A 16,509-nucleotide genomic window follows, 5' to 3' on the forward strand; every position below is an offset into this window, starting at 1 on the left:
AGCACGGAGTAGATTTAAACTTCGTGCTTTTATGTTATTATTTAGTTGTTAGTAGTTAGCTTTTCAAGCTTCGTATTTTTTGTTGTAGTAATCGCCTCCAAAATTTAAATCCGATAATAAGCGAGGGTAATATCATTCGTTCTGGTAGGTGCCTTCCGCCAATGGCTTTGGAGAGGTGACTTTTATATTTTTCAGCTTCCTGTACAAATCGTCTGAGTTAAATGGTTTACTGATGTAATCATTCATACCAGCCTCCCGGATTTTCGAAAAGAGGTCATTTGACACAGAAGCTGTTAATGCTATAATTGGAATTGCTGACTTCGAAATATCCGACAAATTTCTTATATGTTTTGTAGTCGCGTAACCATCTAACAAGGGCATGTGAATATCCATAAGAATTACATCGAAAACCCCCGCTTCCAGTTTTGCCAAGGCTTCATAACCATTAGAAGCAAATTCTGGCTGATTATCCCAGTTAAAGAATATCTTTTTGATAAGAAGGCTATTAATAGGATTGTCTTCAACTTACAGTAGGTAAGGGGTCTGAATTCTCCTTCAATATTGTATTCGACACCTCAGCTAAAATCAACGACATTCTCGACTAGTGAAGTCGAATATAACCTTAAGACACTAAGAGTTCTGGTATATTAGATCTCTAAATATAAGAAATTAAACCAGCGATTAATAATTTATCTCTAGTATCCCGGGTATAAGGATGGCGTATGGTGAGAAGAAATTAACTGGATATTGAGATCGGATTGCAAATGTAATTTTCGAACGTGACACATTGGCACAGTACCAATTTCTATCTTATTATAAACTTATATAAATAATATATAATGAGATTATTATGAATTTTATATAATTATTCTATTTAACTAATATTAGTTAGTGAAACTACTTTTTTGTTCACTAACTGCAACAAATTCTCAACCTTTCCATTGTGTTTCAACGCCCTGAGATCGGATGAACTCCTGAAATTTCGCTAGCAATTCCTTTCCCTCCCTTATTTGATATGGAACCAGACCGTTTTTAAGCCCGTAGGCGACTAGTAATCCCACAGTCTCACCAATGCTCCACTCAACCGGATGAAGTCTGTAACAGCCGTTTGTAATGTGCGTTGTCCCTATATTCTTGCAGGCTGGCAAAAGGTTCTCCATGCGATTTGGTAATAATGCGCCCAAAGGGATTTGAAAAGGCAATGAAGCAAAGTCAATATAATTTTGATTGCGGCTGCTGGGATGCAAATCAATATGATAGTATCCAACTCCTACGCTGTCATAAAAAGTCGCGGCTTTCTTTCCAGCTTCAGCGCCTGCAACCTGAACACGGTTGGCCTGGCCCACATGTTCTTCCAATACAGTGAACAGAGCTTTTATACGTCTCGACTCGCGTATATAGGGGTATTTCGCAAGGCCATCTTCCGTTCCCATGATGTCGTTTCTGAGTCTTAAGCCCGGCCAGCCCTGCTTTCCATCTGGCCTCGGCGCTTCTGTTTGAAGCCAGTAAAAAAGCGAAAGGCTTAATTGTTTTGCGCGATTAACATGTTGGTCAAATTCCTTTTGCGTAACCCCGACAAGGTTGCCGAGGGTATAATCGTTTTGCGGCCAGTTAACGGTTGAAATATCGCCAACATATGCTCCGGGTGCGAAATTATTTTTTGCCAGAATGCGTCTGTAGTTCCAAAGGTTGAGGTATGGGTTGGTTGAGCTGCCATCGGGATTAAACCCGAGCGGTTTTTTCTCAAGAGTTTTAGGATTCGAATAGCTAAGATCGAGCAATTTTCCCGGCCAGGCAGGGGTCATTTCAGGAACAAGATTTTTCCAGAAATCATATTCATAAGGCTTGTCGCGAACATTATTTGTTCCCGGAAAGTAATCCATGGCAAAACACATGGTGAAGGCCTGATGATTATCGGGATCTGCTTTTTCTGGCGCATGCAGCTCGCGGGTTTCCTTACGTGACTCAGTTCCGGTAACAAATTCTGTCCCTGTTAGGGGAAGCAAGTCACCCATTTCAGTTGCATCAACGAAGTAAGGAGCTGTAAGCACTGTCTCTTTACCCGATTGTAAGCTGAAAACTTTCAGAGCACTCACCTTGTTACCGGAATAGTCGGCCGTCCTAACCTTGTGCTCTGTCATCAGGATCAGTCTGCCCGAACTGATAAAAGGAGCTAGCATTTCATTCAAAACTGCAAGCGAAACTCTGGGCTCATGACAAAGTTCAGAAACAGCCGCGTTGCCGGGGTTAAGGTTTGCCTTGGATTTTGCTTGAGGTGTGACTGGGTAATATGCTTTATAATAGTTTCTTACAGCACTTCTATACTTACGGTATGACGCCGGGGCACCGTGCGTCTCAATCCAAATATGTTCGTCTGGAGGAACACCCTGCGAAGTAAGTTGCCCCCCTATCCAATCTGTTTCCTCGGTCATAATAACTGAGAGCCCGTTACGGAGAGCAGAAAGGGCTGCGGCACATCCTCCTACTCCGCCGCCGGCAATTACAACGTCTGCCTTCAACTCAGAACTCAAGCTAAACTGACTGGCGGATGAAATCTGGCCTGTAGCTGGAATCCCAAAAGCTGCCATGCCGGTAGCTCCTATTGTTGTTAAGGCAATGAAATTTCTTCTTCTCATGTCAATTTCAATTTAGGTTTGTAGCCGTTAATCCCGAAGAACATAATATAAACGTAACAAACTAATGGTAGCATAAAAGCAATGGCCCAGGAGTAATGATCTTTCAGATAGCCTTGAGAGAAAGAAACAATTGCACCCCCTGCTATTGCTGTTGACAATATACCTGAAGCTTTTGTAGTGTATTTACCTAAGCCCTCTACCGAAAGAGAAAAAATGATTGCAAACATTACAGAATTGAAGAGTCCAACACCTATCATCGACCATACCGCTGTTGTACCGGCTGTACTAATAGAAATTGCCACGAGCAGAACTGCTCCTGCCGCGCACACTGTCAACACCAGTGATGGTTTTATCCGCTGCAGAATGTAAGATCCAAAAAGCCTGCCTACCAACATACTGCCCCAATAATATGTGACATATGTGTTGGCCGTGTCGATTGGCAAGGTTAAAGTATCTGAAATATAATTCGTAAGAAAGGTACCTATCGAGACTTCCGCTCCGACATAGGCGAAAATGGCCCATGCGCCGAAGTTCAGATTGCGGAACGAAAACATGCTATGTCTTTCAGCTTCTGTTGACTGGAAGGTATTAGCCGTAGTACTAACTTTCGGCAATTTGAGATTGAAAACCACTAATGCAATTACAATCAACATTGCAGCGATGCCCAGATAAGGATATTTAACTGCATCGCTTGAAGTACCAGACTCTTCAAGTTTCGAAAGAATAAAATATGCACCAAAATAAGGGGCCGATGTAGTGCCGATCGAGCCAACTGCTTGAATCAGAGTAAGGCGTGATGATGCCGTGCGAGCGGGCCCCAATGCTGTAATGTAAGGGTTTGAAGCTACCTGCAATACCACAATGCCAATGGCCAGCACAAAAAGCGCACAAAGGAATAAATAGTACAGATGCATATCAGCTGCAGGATAAAATAACAGCGCCCCAATAGCTGCGATAGCAAAACCTAGCACCATACCATTCTTATAACCAATCTTCTCGACAATTATTCCGGCAGGAAAACTCATCAGTCCATAGGTTAGAAAAAAATAAAACTGAACTAATGAAGAGTCCGCATAGCTTAAAGTAAAACCCTCTTTAAAAAAGGGCACCAAGGTGTCATTCAGGCAGGTAATGAAGCCGTTCATGAAATATAATACGCCCAATGAAATAAGTGCTGGCAGGTAATTCGGGGTACCGTGTTCGTGGTTCTTCGTGACAGTGGTACTTGAAATTGGGATGACGGCCATTTATTCTTGGTTCTTGGTTCTTGGTTCTTGATTCTTTTCTGCAATTCGTTCTAACGTCTTCCAGCACTGGTAAAGTCCCCGCGGCACATGAAAACATCCTTTCCATTTCCCACCTTTTAGTGGCAATAGTACCTCCCCGCGGCGGTTTAAATAGCCAAACCATTCCCCATGCTCCGGATCAGGAAAATGCTCCCAGGTGTACTTATGCACTTTTTCAAACCAATCCCAGCAGCGTTGATCATGAGTGTGGTAATATCCTTTCAATAGACTAATCAGTGTTTCCATATGAACCCACCATAGTTTTTGGTCCCATTCCAATTGCTGGGGGGGCTTACCTTTCACGTCCATGAAATACAATATCCCTCCAAATTCCTTGTCCCAGCCATACTCAAGTATATTAATTGTGATATCTACAGCTCTGCGGATCAAGCCTGGATCACTTCTGCGTTCGGCGATATCCATAACAAACCACATAGACTCCAATCCGTGGCCGGGATTCACGAGTCGTCCATCGAAGGTATCTGAGAACGAACCATCCAGTCTTACATTTTCAAGTATTATACCGAGATCTTTCTGATAGAATACCTCCATCACCTGATTTAATCCATGATCAATCGTTGATTCTGTAAGATCGTTATCCAATAAATCTCCGAGTTCCAGTACCAGGTTGCATAAGATCATAGGCAGCGAAAAGCCCTGAAGTTCCCTGGTGCCCGGATAAGATTTGAGCCATTTACCTTTAGGGTTGTCCCGCTTGCTTAAAATGTTATTAAAAGTCCTTACTGCAAGATCGCCATATTCCTGATTGCCGGTCGCCTTAAAAAGCTGTGCAAAGGCCATTGCTGCAAAGCAATCCGAGAAAATATTATAAGGTTGAATAAGAGGCTCACCTTGCCGGGTCATTGAAAAATAGAAGTTCCCTTCAGCATCACTTCCATGCTTTTTCATGAATTCTGCACCTTGAACCGCAAAATCAAGCCATTCCTGTTTTTGCTCAACCTTGTTATAAAGCATGCTGAAGCACCATATCTCCCGAAACTGCAGCCAGACGAACTTATCCGTATCGAATACCTTCCCTTCCCTGTCGAGACAAGTCAGGAAGCCCCCGTTTTCCGGGTCAGCTGAGTTTTTTAGCCAAAAAGGTATTACATCGTTAAGGAGGTTATCGCGGTATTGATTGGCTAGTAGAGTATAATTCATATCAATCTAAAAGTGAAAAGGCATCAGGTAGTTCGCAATTTATTAATTTTACTGATTCAATTTACACACCCTTTCCATCATTACTTCAGGTCGGGACAAGGATGTAAACCCGAACTTTTTATAAAATTCATGGGCGTCTTTGGTTCCCAATCCCCATTTATTGATTTCCTCGAATTCATGGTGGGAAAGTACACCGGTAATAAGCTGTTTTCCTAAGCCCTTTCCCTGATGTTCGTCGAAAATAAAAACATCCATAAGCCAGGCGAATACAGCTAAATCTGTAACAACTCTGGCGAAACCGACTTGCTCGCCTGATTCACTATACATCCCAAAACAAAATGAATTCGCAATGGACTTTCTAATTGTTTGTTCTGAACGGTCCTTTGCCCAGTATGAACGATTCAATAAATAATCAACTACCCGCCTAATATCTAGTTTCCCTTTATCGGATGAAATATAAAATTTGACCATTTCGCGGTTTCAAATTTAACTAACTGATTACAGGCTAACTAAGTAATTCGATATGTGGTTACACGGACAGTAAAAAAGCCCATGGAAATGTGCGTTTCCGCAAGTGCAGGTTGAATTATGGTCTGCGACATAGTGCTTTTTTAAAAGTGTACACTAAAGATGATTAATGCTCATCAAAAAAACAAATGACTCAGAAAAAAGAATGTTCAACATCACTGCTGGAATTGATTCAGTAGAGGATCCCAACTGTCCGTCGGCTCCTTATTATGGACAAGGCATTCACTGGATCGCAGGCTGAAGCAGAAAAGCTAAAACGGATACCCGATGGCGAGGTTGAAAATCAAATTATCCTTTCTCCACTGTTTGTCAGCGACGTTGATATCATTTAACACGAGGCGATTGCCTTCAGGAAGCCAGGGCTTGCGAATTGGGAAGGCAAGATCCGTGCGTAAGACGAGGAAAGTTAGATCAAATCTCAACCCTAAACCGGCGTCTACGGCCAGTTCTTTAAGAAAATCTTTACTGAATTTAGTTCCCGGCCGCGCGAGCCGGCCAGTTTCCTCGCGCTGTAGCCAAATATTGCCAGCATCCATAAATATAGCACCTTTAACGATACCAGCAATTTTAGGCCTGTATTCAGTGTTAAACTCAAGTTTAATATCACCCGACTGATCAGCAGAAATCTCGCCCCGGTCTATATTTGGATCACGATATGTACCAGGACCAAGTGTGCGGGCTCTGAAGCCTCTTAAGCTGTTTGTTCCTCCAATAAAAAACTGCTTAATATATGGCAATGATGTAGAATTACCGTAGGAATGACCGAACCCAGCAATTACACGAGTTGCCAGTTGTGATCCAGGCCCTATTTTAAGATAATGGCGAAAATCATTATCTAAACGAAAATATTGCGACAATGGCGTATTAACAAGTTTGCTCAATCCAGGGATACTTCCTGATATATCTATATTGCCGTTATAGTAAAAAGTATGTGTTTTATTTGTCTCAGCACTATTCGTAAAGTTGAAATTATAGTTAGGACCAATTATAAATTGCTTTTCGATAGCGTGTCTCAATGTTTGATTTAAGTTAGCAACAGAATCATAAGATCGGGAAACATTTGTCGGCTGTACATAATTTACCGCAAGCACATTTAACTGATGTTCTTTACTGACACTTTCTTTCCAGGCATAACCAAACGAACTTCGGAAAGAACTGAGGGTGTAATTCTGCGGTCGGTTTAGAAATTCATAACCTAATTGAAGTCTTGTGCGCGGTAAAAATGCGCTGTTTGATTTCAGCTTAAAGGGACTTATAAATCTAGGTATAGAGAGATTTGCTTCGGCACCATACCTGAATATATTGTTGAAGCTTTTGCTAGCTGCTGAAACTTGCACGTCAGTTGATACATATGCTGAAACTGTGAATAACTCCGCCCCCCTGAAGGCATTCCTATTCTTCCAGCTTAAAGTAAATTCTGAGCCATTAAAGTTGGCAGAATTAGAGCGTGCTGTAACTTCACTACGGATTGATTTCTTCTGATAGGGTGTTAACTGATAATAGACATCCAGGCTGGGATACATCAGACTGTCGATCTCTACAAACCTGTTTTTAACAAATCGGAATGTTCCAAGATTCACGAGGCGATTTAACGAAAGATTATGATCTCTACGATTGTAAACGTCGCCTTTTCTAAAAAACATCGCTCTTTCAAATACAGAAGGCTTGAACATCTTTTCAGGATCGATAACATGGAAATCGCCATAAACCACTGCACTATCCTTGCTCAAACTGGTACTATCATTTATCTTATAGTTAGGATAAATAAAAATCTCGTTTATGGAATATATTTTTCGGGCCTTAGCAGACGTAGTCTTTTTGACATTTACGTACATATCCACCTTTTGTATATTATTGGTACTATCCACCTGAACGAGAATATCGTCGGGACCGAAATAGTAAAAGCCCTGTTCTTTTAGTGTCGCGTCAATTCTGACACGTTCAGCTTTTATTGCATCGAGACTGTATGCGTCCCCTGCCTTCAGGAAAGTTTTAGCTTCGGTACCTGAAACTGCTTTTCCCAGTTCAGAACTATCGGTTGTGAATTTCACGCTGTTAATCATGTATTGCGGGCCGGCATTAGCATGATAAATAAGTCTTACTTTCTTATCGCCCTTAAAAGCCGTGTCAGCTGTATCAGTTGCCCGAAAGTAGCCCCTGTTTTCAAGCCGGTTAGCTATAAGATCACGGTTAAAATCAACGTTCACGGTACTGAACAAAACCGGTGCTTCACCAAACTTCCTGCTTAACCAGCTACCAAGTCCCTTGTTTCTTTCATTTCGCAGATTATACATCATCAACTTAAAGGGAATTCCCAAAAAGGAACTATTGGGCTGGGGTCTGGTTAGAGCTTTCAAATCTGCTTCAAGGTCTTTTTTAGATTTATTTTTAATATCATTATCGTTTATCTCAACATCGGCACCCAGGTAAAGCTTATCGTTCGCTGGAACATATTTCGTCGTACTGCATGCCGATACAATCAATGTGCTAACAATTAATAAACTATATACTAAGACTCTAGTCATTTTTTTTCTCTCTTTTCAGCACGCTCTTCACGGCGGCGTCTTTTGCTATCATCTGTACGTCCCTGAAAGATTTCTTTGAACTTATTATAGTCCATGGTGAGCACAAAACCGACCCCGGTCTCAATTATCTGACCCTGGATAGCAACCTGATATTCATTTTTTTGATATGCCCTTATAAGGTATCGGCCATCCCTGGATAACTGATATTCAACTGAAACATCGCCTGCAAGGTTGCTTGTGCGTGCTCCCGGCTGCTGAGGCCCCTCTAGTTCGAAATTGCTTCCAATGTTTACACGGAGTCGGTCATTTAAAAGCCTTTTCGAAAGGCCGACATTCAGATCGGTACGGTTAGCACGCTGTCCGGTAGTGTAATCGTCCGTGGCTTCCAGATCAAAATTCAATTCTACACCAGCAATCAAATCTCCCGCCAGGTTATTCAACTGCTGCGACAATAGCTTGCTTACACTTTGCCTGGCCAGAGATTCTGCACCTCCACCACCACCGGCGCTTGAAAAAGGATTTTCTCCTACAAAGCGGTTAAGTAAAAGTAAAGCGAAGACTTGCTTATTAAGTTCTGATGGCTCTGTTCGAAGCTGTGCCAACCGTGTATTAACGGTTCCTGTTACCTCCGTCGAAACGTTATAATTTCTTTCCGGCAAAACGATATCGAAGGTGATAACCGGCTTTAGAAGCTCCCCTGTCATCGTGAGATTTACTTCAAATGGCAGCTTTTGCTTATAGGTGTTTTTTTGAGCCTGCGGGGCATCACCCAAAACATTTTCGACCAGATCGAGTGGGGATGTATCAGCAATATAGGTCGCCGTAACGCTAATATCGGCTGCCATTATATCCCCAGTCCATGTTATGGTGCTTCCTCTTTCGATTTCAAATCTGCGCTTTAGAAAATTGAAAGACAACTCATATTCCCCTTCATCCAGATTATAAACTCCGGTTAGAGTAATCTTCCCGCTCGGATCAATACCGGCATTTAAATCAGCGTCTCCTCTTAGACGAAGAAAGTCGCCATTTGCCTCATCGATTACAATATTAAATTCAGCAGCCTTATCGACTTCAAGATTTACGGAAACATCCATTCCCAATAGCGAAGATTGATTGAGAGAGTCAAGCTTTGAACTTAAAATCGTTGCAAGCTCTGGATTGTCCATATCTATGAATTCTACTATCCCCTGTCGCTCTTCAATGGCTGGATCTGATTGAGGAAGAACAAGTGTGAAATTCGTTTTATCATTCACTCTAAGCGTCCCATCGACTGAGGGGGCAGTCATTGACCCTCCAATAGTCAAATCACTATCAATGAACATTTTGCCGTAATAAAGTTCATTGTCATCTTTAGTGGAGTTGATAACCTGAAAATTATCCGCATCTACGTTTAGGTCGAAGCGGTAATCTGTAAAAGTGGTCGTATAAATTTTTCCGGTAACAGTAGCTGTATTTTGAGCAGAATCAATTAACGTAAAGTTGTTGAATAGTATTCCTTCATTATTAAAAGTTACTTCATTGTCTTTAACCTGATAATAAGAATTTAGCATGGTGATATTGAAGGCTGCCTTGTTAAAGTTTACCCCTCCGGCGATTTTGGGATTTGCAGCTGTTCCAGTGACATCAAGACGTCCATTAATACTTCCGCTGGCACTGTCTATCGCCCCAAATGTGAATCCCTGTATACTCTTCAGATTAAGGTTTACAATATTGAGATCCATATCGAAACTACTATTGGCAATGTTATAATCACCAAGAAGATTAAGTTCATTTCCCTCGCCGTTTATACTAATGTTTGCATTGAAAATATCACCCCGCTCATTATTCACCTTCATTGCAATCATGCCAAGTGTATCGCCCCGGAAGTTAAAATCAGCGATTTTCATATCAGCTGTAAACACGGGTGTGGTTTGAAAGTTACGCACAACTGCGTTTCCATTAATGGTCCCTCCTACCAGCAAGGAATCTTTTTTGACCATAGCTGTAAGAGTTTCTATTTTGAAATTGCTGAATTCAATATTTAGCGGGTTATTCAATCCAGGTGGAGAACTGTTAATGCTAAGTCGCTGATTGTTATTTGAGAGAGCAAAATTAGTTGCTTGTACACCATTGGTGCCGAAACGAATTTCATTACCCCCAGAAACAGTCCAGGGCTCGTAGTTTAACATCAAACCATCCTGTTTTAAATTAAAAACAAAATCAGGATTGGCAGACCGAAAGTCGCCTGCAATTCGATAATGGGTTCGCTGCTGGCCGTCTTTAACCTGCAGGTCGGTACTCAGAACATTATTCTGGGCTTTACCTGTAAGGCTGGTATTGAGCAAGCGAAGCTGAGGTGTACTAATATTTCCAATATTGATGGAATAATTCAGGGCCTCGTCACCAGTATTAATTCTTAACGCCAGGTTACTAATGTCGTTCGTACTATAAAATATTCTCGGTGCCAGGGCATTAATCACAAGTTCCCCTGATGCGCTGTTAAAGCGGCCATCAATAGTGACGGTCGATAATTCTTTTAATTCCGGGACAAAACTAGCTATCATTGGTCCATTCATCAGCCTGGCGCTAAATACCATTGATTGCGGGGTATACGCTGGTGATTTACCGATATTTCCAATTGAAAAATACTTACTTATCACATCTTGAATCGCATATCCTACCTGCGTTAGTTTATATTTCCCCGAAATTTTTGCACTTAAAACTTCCGAACTCAGCTTTAGAGTGCTGCTGTCGGCATTTGCCGTTGAGACCACACTCACCGAGTCAATCTGATATCTTTTCCCGCCATTTGAAACGATGCCATTGGCAAGGGTAATCCTTCCATTTAAATAGTCCGGGTCAGCTGTAGACAGATCTGCGTCCAGAGAACCGTGAAAACGCACATCATCTTTAAGGAAATTAAGTGGCTTTAGATTAGCACTGTCAAGTTCCAATGAGAGTTTTACTGAAGGATATTTTCCTGAGAGATTAGCCGTGACATCAGCGTCGAACACCAGATTCGGATCGTTCATCTGCGCAGAGGTGGTTATATTACCATTACGGGCGTTACCTTTCAAATTTAGATTACTATAACCGTAGCCATTATAATGCGCTCTTATCACCCTTGCCGCGAAAAAAGCATTCATAGTTTTTGGATCAACGCCCGTACCAGCAACATTACCGGCCATGGTTACCCGCCCAATAACTGAATCCTGCATTATGAGCTTCCCAATGTGAAAATTATTTAGTCGGAAATCTGCTTTATATTTTTCACTTCCTTTTATGCGTGAATTATAAGTAGCTACGGTATTGGCACTCCCATAGCTGGAATTAAGGCTAAGATCCGTACTGAAAACGGCTGCACTTCCTCTAAAACTTCCCTTTAGATTGATAGATTCGGGCAGGCTTATATTAGCTGGGATGGTTCCCCGCGGTACCATAGCATACAAATCGCTCCTTCGTGTAGTCAGATCTGCGATCCTTACATCGAAAAAAGCCCTATTCATATCTGGAAGTCCTTTGATCTTTGCAGACCCCCTTAGAGAAGTGTTTCTAAAACCGGTGATCTGCATATTGGTAATGGTAAGATCTTTTACTTTTCCGGTTACTTTCCCATCAATTTTTAAGATTGCATCAGGAGTGCTTTTATAAGCATCCAAACTTGCCATCTCAGGCACGAATGCGATTAGATCGCGCAAGGACAAGCGGCTGGTTTCTAAATTTGCATTAATACCCATTTCTCCGGGTTCTATGACAAGGCTTTCAATAGATGGATAAGTCAGGCGAATGTTATCTTTGATTTCTGAACGGGCAGATCTAACATATAGATCATCCAAAAACATACTTTTATTTCCGTAATGAAAGTTTGTCCGTATCTCTTTCAGATCAAAGCCGCTTTTATCCTTAAAGTTCCCTGAAAGTACCTTAGCAGAAATGGAATCGATTGAAAAGCCGAGGTCTTCTACAGCGAAGTTCAAGCCTTTAATATCCATGTGCCCAAAGTCTATTCCGCGCGCCATAACGGGCATATTGAAATTATCGAATCGGATATCGTTATTTACCAGATTGATTGCATTAGCATTAAGCTTCCAGTTTTCCGAAACTGCCTCTACTTCCTGCATGACTTCCTTAGCAGCTATTTTCGCCAATTCTTTTTTGCCGAGTGTAAATGCAATTTTCGAGTTTTTTAAATTAAGGGTATTTAATGCCACCGTCTGCTTTTTCATATCCAAACCGGTAACTTCCGTAAGCAATTCGGAGAGGTTTATATCTGCTACTATCGCAGATACATCATTCCGGTATCTAATTGCAATCTTTTGAAGGTCAATAGTTCCCAATTTGAGATCCATATCGAAGGGTTGTGTGGCCTCAATCGAGTCGGTAATTGCGGATTCTGAGTTTGCAGCCGGTTTCGACTGAATGATGTTTGCATTTAATCCGGATAATTTAATCTTCGGAATGCTAAATTCCATTTTATCAAGGTCGAACTCCCGGACACGTGTGTCAAAATGAACTAAGTAAATGTCCATATCACTTGCCATAACCGAATCGTTATAACGCAGACGTATTCGATCGAGGTTAATCTTTTCAATTGAGAATTTCATTGCTGAAGTACTATCCGTTATTGCCGGATCTTTCTTCTGCTCGGTCATGAAGGCTCTTAGAATATAGTCAAAATTGAAAACACTATCCGCGTTACGCTTCACATTCACAGTTACCCCCCGAAGATCTATTTCGTTGATTTCAACATTATTGCTGAGTATTTTAAGAAGGCTAATATCAACTCTTAAGCTATCACCTGCCAGCAAAGTGTCTTTTTGCTGATCTTCAAAGTAAACTCCTTCCAGCACCAACAGTTTGGGAAGATCAAGGCTAATCTTATCGATTTCGACCTTAGTTTTGATCTTTCCCTCAACATAGGAAACAACTTTATTCTTAGCGAAATTTTGTACTCCCGGAATACGAATCAGTACGAAAACAAGAATTAACAGGAACAGTAAAATTCCTATTGTCCAAAGTAAAATTTTGAGGGAAATGAGGCCGAATTTTCTCAACTGTGGTCAGTATGACGGGATAACAGATAAAACGCCAAAATGTTTGTTCTAAGGCCTAATTACTTACCATTCCTCAATTCATCGCCGTCATCCTGATCCTCGCCAGACCGATTTTCACCGTCCCTGTAATCCTGATCTGTATGCTCCAGATCATTCTCCCCAAGGTGTGCATTAGTGCGCAGTTTTTTAGATTGTTCTTCTTCCAGCTCATCATCTTCTGTAGAACTGTACTTATTCGCAGGCTGGCTTTGGTCCTCATATCCTTCAGATCCCTGTTGCCCGGCCATCGGTTTGGAATCACTATTATGTTCTTGCTCCCATTGATTATTTTGGGAGGCTGATGGCTGCTGATTGGTAGGGCTACTAGTACTCGTGCCGCCTATCAATTCCTGATCATCTAAAGGATTCCCTGCCGGATCTCTTTCGGCATTGGCATTTTCATCCCCGTTTGAGTCTTTTTTTTGATTCTGATCTTTAACTCGTTTAGCATTTTGATCTTCATTCCCTGTTCCCACTTCCGATTTCTTTTGGTTTATACCATTATAACCAAAGGAGAAGCATAAAGTTTGGATTAAACAATGCCAGTTTGTATGATTTGCATCGCCATGATAGAATTGTCACTTTGGAGGATGCCCTGACAGCAACCGGTAATTTTAAAACAGATAATAAAGCGGTCTCCCCGCTTTCCACTATCCAGTTCAAAGCTTAGAATGCCGGAATGATTTAAAGGAACAATGGGACTGGCTGAAGAATCTGACGTACTTTCCATATTCACAAAATCGAAATATATGACAGCGATTTCAATTTGATAGCCGTCGATTGTCTGCCGACGGAACTGTGGGTTTAATTTTCCGATCTCGACCTTTATCGTAGATTCCTCTGAAGTGAACTGCTTTGGAAATCCATGCTTAAGCAGCCTTGATACCGAATAATCCTTACTAATGTCTTTCCACAACAAATCGTCAACGTTCAGAGGAAGCTTTAATTTTATCTGTTTTTTGAACATTCCGACAAGGAATTGCCATAATTGGCCAGAAGGAAAGCCAGCCCGATAGTAGTCAATCTCATTTTTGACCAGCCTTGCCGGATTATTCGCACTGGTCAGGAATAAATTATGGAGTTTAAGTGTATCGTTAACCTCAACTCTCTTTTTCGAGCCGCGGCGCGCTCTGATGTGTTCCCCATATGTCTTACTGTGAACAACAGTACGGTCTGGATGAGGCAAATCATTGTAAGGATCATATTTAGTCATGATCTGATTTTTTTGATTCTTAATTTGCCTGAATATACTGATTTTAAGATATCAGGACAAGCTTATAGGGGTCTTATACCGACCTTACAGAGTCCTTATAGCGACCTTATAGCGATATAGAAAAGGTATAACAACGGTGTACCAGCAGTCATAAAACGCTATAATATCACTGCAAGTAGTAAATACGATCAAAAATGCATCAATTATTATCACGTCTCATATAATAGGGCCCCTACTGTAATTGGTCGCACTAAACATATGTAAGCTCTAATTCCTAAGCTCTTTTGCCACTATCGATCCATGGCTTTCTGTCGTGTTTATTTGTACCTGGACCATTTTACCCGCATTAACCCAAATATTATCTCTGGTATTTGTAAAGTTTGCTTTAATAAACCTTATTTCCTCTTCCAGAGCATGCAGAGGTGCTGTGTTTTTTATATAGCTGCAAATTTTCCCGCCCCGGTAAAATGTAAAATAAAACGAAAGTACACGTCCCCCATCTTCGAAAACCAATACATTAAACTCCTCATGTTCTATACCGCGTTCCTCTACCGATGCATAACCCTTAACGTTTTCAAGGATAAATTCTTCAGAGGCCCCAATCAATTGTGTAGTTTGAGCATGGGACAAAAATGGGATAAGGCAAAAGAGGATAATCCCGGTGGTGCGTAAAAAATTCATACGATCTAATTAGCTTTAAATATAAATATAGAGGGACTCATTTCTCTAAAGTTAATACCAATTATCCCAAAATACTACACTGGATTGGAAAGTTCGATCTATTGAACAGGTTTTGCCGGAGTATCATAGTATTTCCGAAGCTCCGTCGATAAACGCCTGACCATTTCCTGTCTGGCTAGTATTAGCAGAAAATCATTTTCTACTGGTTCAACATCAATTCCGCGGGTCATTAAACTTGGGTCAAGTGCTCTTGAATCGCCCTGAACATTATCGACATATGAATTAACATAATTGTAACTTGGAGCAAAAGTACGTTGAAATTTCAGACCCGGAGTACCTTTCACAATAAGATTTGTCGCAAATCTTGCATTTGAACGCCGCTGGATCTGAACGATATCCACAGATGCGGTCACCGCTTGATATATGGGTTTTTTTGCTGCATCAGTACCTACGACTATATTTCTGCTTACACGTCTGCGACTCATTCGCTCATCGCGAGGCCAAAGGATGAAACTAGTGATATCCATATCCAATACTACTTCGGGATTTTCGTCCGCATCAACAAGTGAAAAGTTTACTTCTTGAAACTGATCAAGATCCCTTATAAGTTGTAGTCGGAAATAATTGAGATCTATAAAATTAATTGTGGCATTATTTTGAGCTTTGATGTTGATGGCAACAGGCACTTCTCTTTTTGGAGCTCTGGGCGTTCTTCCGGATTGAGTAGAGTTGCATGCCAGTACTAATATGAGAAACAAAGGCAGGATATATTTTAAATATTTCATAACATTCCGGACAATAGTTTGATTTAATTTAAATCAGCTTATATTTCTAACAACGCAGTAAGGCAATAGTTTCATCAGGTATGGCGCTCTGGCAAATAACGTCATAGGGTCATCCATGTACATTCTTAGGTGATCCTTCGATCAAATAGCTATTTGATCGAAGGATCACCTAACTTGAACCCTTCTTGAACCTTTCAAGACTTTAATGCTTCAGGTAAACATTATTAGACTCTGAGAATATGAAAATCACTGGGTCAATGGCCCTATGCATTAGTGGGAAAGGGCGTTAAACTCTTTATCATATGGCTCATTAGGTCTGCCCATAAGTTCGTTTTAAAAAAGTTAATCAGTTTCGAATTAAAGAAACAGGCTATCCGAAAGAAATTATGGCCTACAAAAAAAGAGTCCTCTTTCAAAGACTCTCCTTTTCCAAAAACAAAAGCTTTAATACTATTGCTGCGTTACAGTATAAACTACCGGGATAACATTCAATCCGGTGGCTTTGCCAGCATATGTACCACCCGCACCGATTAAGTAAGAAATGTTGAATTTATTAGTTGAGTTTCCACCCGTCCATGACGTATTGGTGGCTGTGATAACTGTTACAGCTGTACCGCCTGAA

At 41.1% G+C, this 16,509-nt stretch carries 10 protein-coding genes and 1 pseudogene; all 11 read right to left on the reverse strand.

What is annotated here, in order from left to right; genetic code table 11:
• Window positions 1-132: 132 nt before the first annotated feature.
• Window positions 133-513, reverse strand: a pseudogene (locus ACLL8Z_RS03010) (response regulator); the annotation flags it as partial.
• Between the two features lie 416 nt (window positions 514-929).
• On the reverse strand, window positions 930-2,636 hold the full coding sequence (locus ACLL8Z_RS03015; RefSeq protein ID WP_411273274.1) for an FAD-dependent oxidoreductase: 1,707 nt from the start codon (window positions 2,634-2,636) through the stop codon (window positions 930-932).
• Window positions 2,633-3,883, reverse strand: coding sequence for a sugar MFS transporter (locus tag ACLL8Z_RS03020; RefSeq protein ID WP_411273275.1), 1,251 nt, complete (start codon window positions 3,881-3,883; stop codon window positions 2,633-2,635). The genes ACLL8Z_RS03015 and ACLL8Z_RS03020 overlap by 4 nt, the downstream gene beginning before the upstream one ends.
• Window positions 3,884-5,083 carry an AGE family epimerase/isomerase gene (locus ACLL8Z_RS03025; RefSeq protein ID WP_411273276.1) on the reverse strand — a complete coding sequence of 400 codons (1,200 nt, stop codon included), beginning with the start codon at window positions 5,081-5,083 and terminating at the stop codon, window positions 3,884-3,886. It abuts the gene before it with no gap.
• 48 nt (window positions 5,084-5,131) lie between these two features.
• Window positions 5,132-5,554, reverse strand: coding sequence for a GNAT family N-acetyltransferase (locus ACLL8Z_RS03030; protein ID WP_411273277.1), 423 nt, complete (start codon window positions 5,552-5,554; stop codon window positions 5,132-5,134).
• A gap of 308 nt (window positions 5,555-5,862) precedes the next feature.
• Complete coding sequence (locus ACLL8Z_RS03035) at window positions 5,863-8,136, reverse strand: BamA/TamA family outer membrane protein (RefSeq protein WP_411273278.1); 2,274 nt, start codon at window positions 8,134-8,136, stop codon at window positions 5,863-5,865.
• A complete protein-coding gene (locus ACLL8Z_RS03040; protein WP_411273279.1) occupies window positions 8,133-13,169 on the reverse strand; it encodes a translocation/assembly module TamB domain-containing protein in 5,037 nt (1,678 codons plus the stop codon). Before ACLL8Z_RS03040 ends, ACLL8Z_RS03035 begins: the two co-directional genes overlap by 4 nt.
• A 59-nt stretch (window positions 13,170-13,228) precedes the next feature.
• The gene (locus ACLL8Z_RS03045; protein WP_411273280.1) at window positions 13,229-13,684 is read right to left on the reverse strand and encodes a hypothetical protein; all 456 of its coding nucleotides are present in this window, start codon (window positions 13,682-13,684) and stop codon (window positions 13,229-13,231) included.
• 56 nt (window positions 13,685-13,740) lie between these two features.
• Window positions 13,741-14,421, reverse strand: coding sequence for a hypothetical protein (locus ACLL8Z_RS03050; RefSeq protein ID WP_411273281.1), 681 nt, complete (start codon window positions 14,419-14,421; stop codon window positions 13,741-13,743).
• Window positions 14,422-14,688: 267 nt separating this feature from the next.
• The gene (locus ACLL8Z_RS03055) at window positions 14,689-15,102 is read right to left on the reverse strand and encodes a hypothetical protein (RefSeq protein ID WP_411273282.1); all 414 of its coding nucleotides are present in this window, start codon (window positions 15,100-15,102) and stop codon (window positions 14,689-14,691) included.
• 98 nt (window positions 15,103-15,200) lie between these two features.
• Complete coding sequence (locus tag ACLL8Z_RS03060; RefSeq protein WP_411273283.1) at window positions 15,201-15,887, reverse strand: hypothetical protein; 687 nt, start codon at window positions 15,885-15,887, stop codon at window positions 15,201-15,203.
• Between the last annotated feature and the right edge of the window lie 622 nt (window positions 15,888-16,509).

The sequence above is a fragment of the Daejeonella sp. genome (assembly GCF_046590655.1).
GTDB lineage: Bacteria > Bacteroidota > Bacteroidia > Sphingobacteriales > Sphingobacteriaceae > Daejeonella.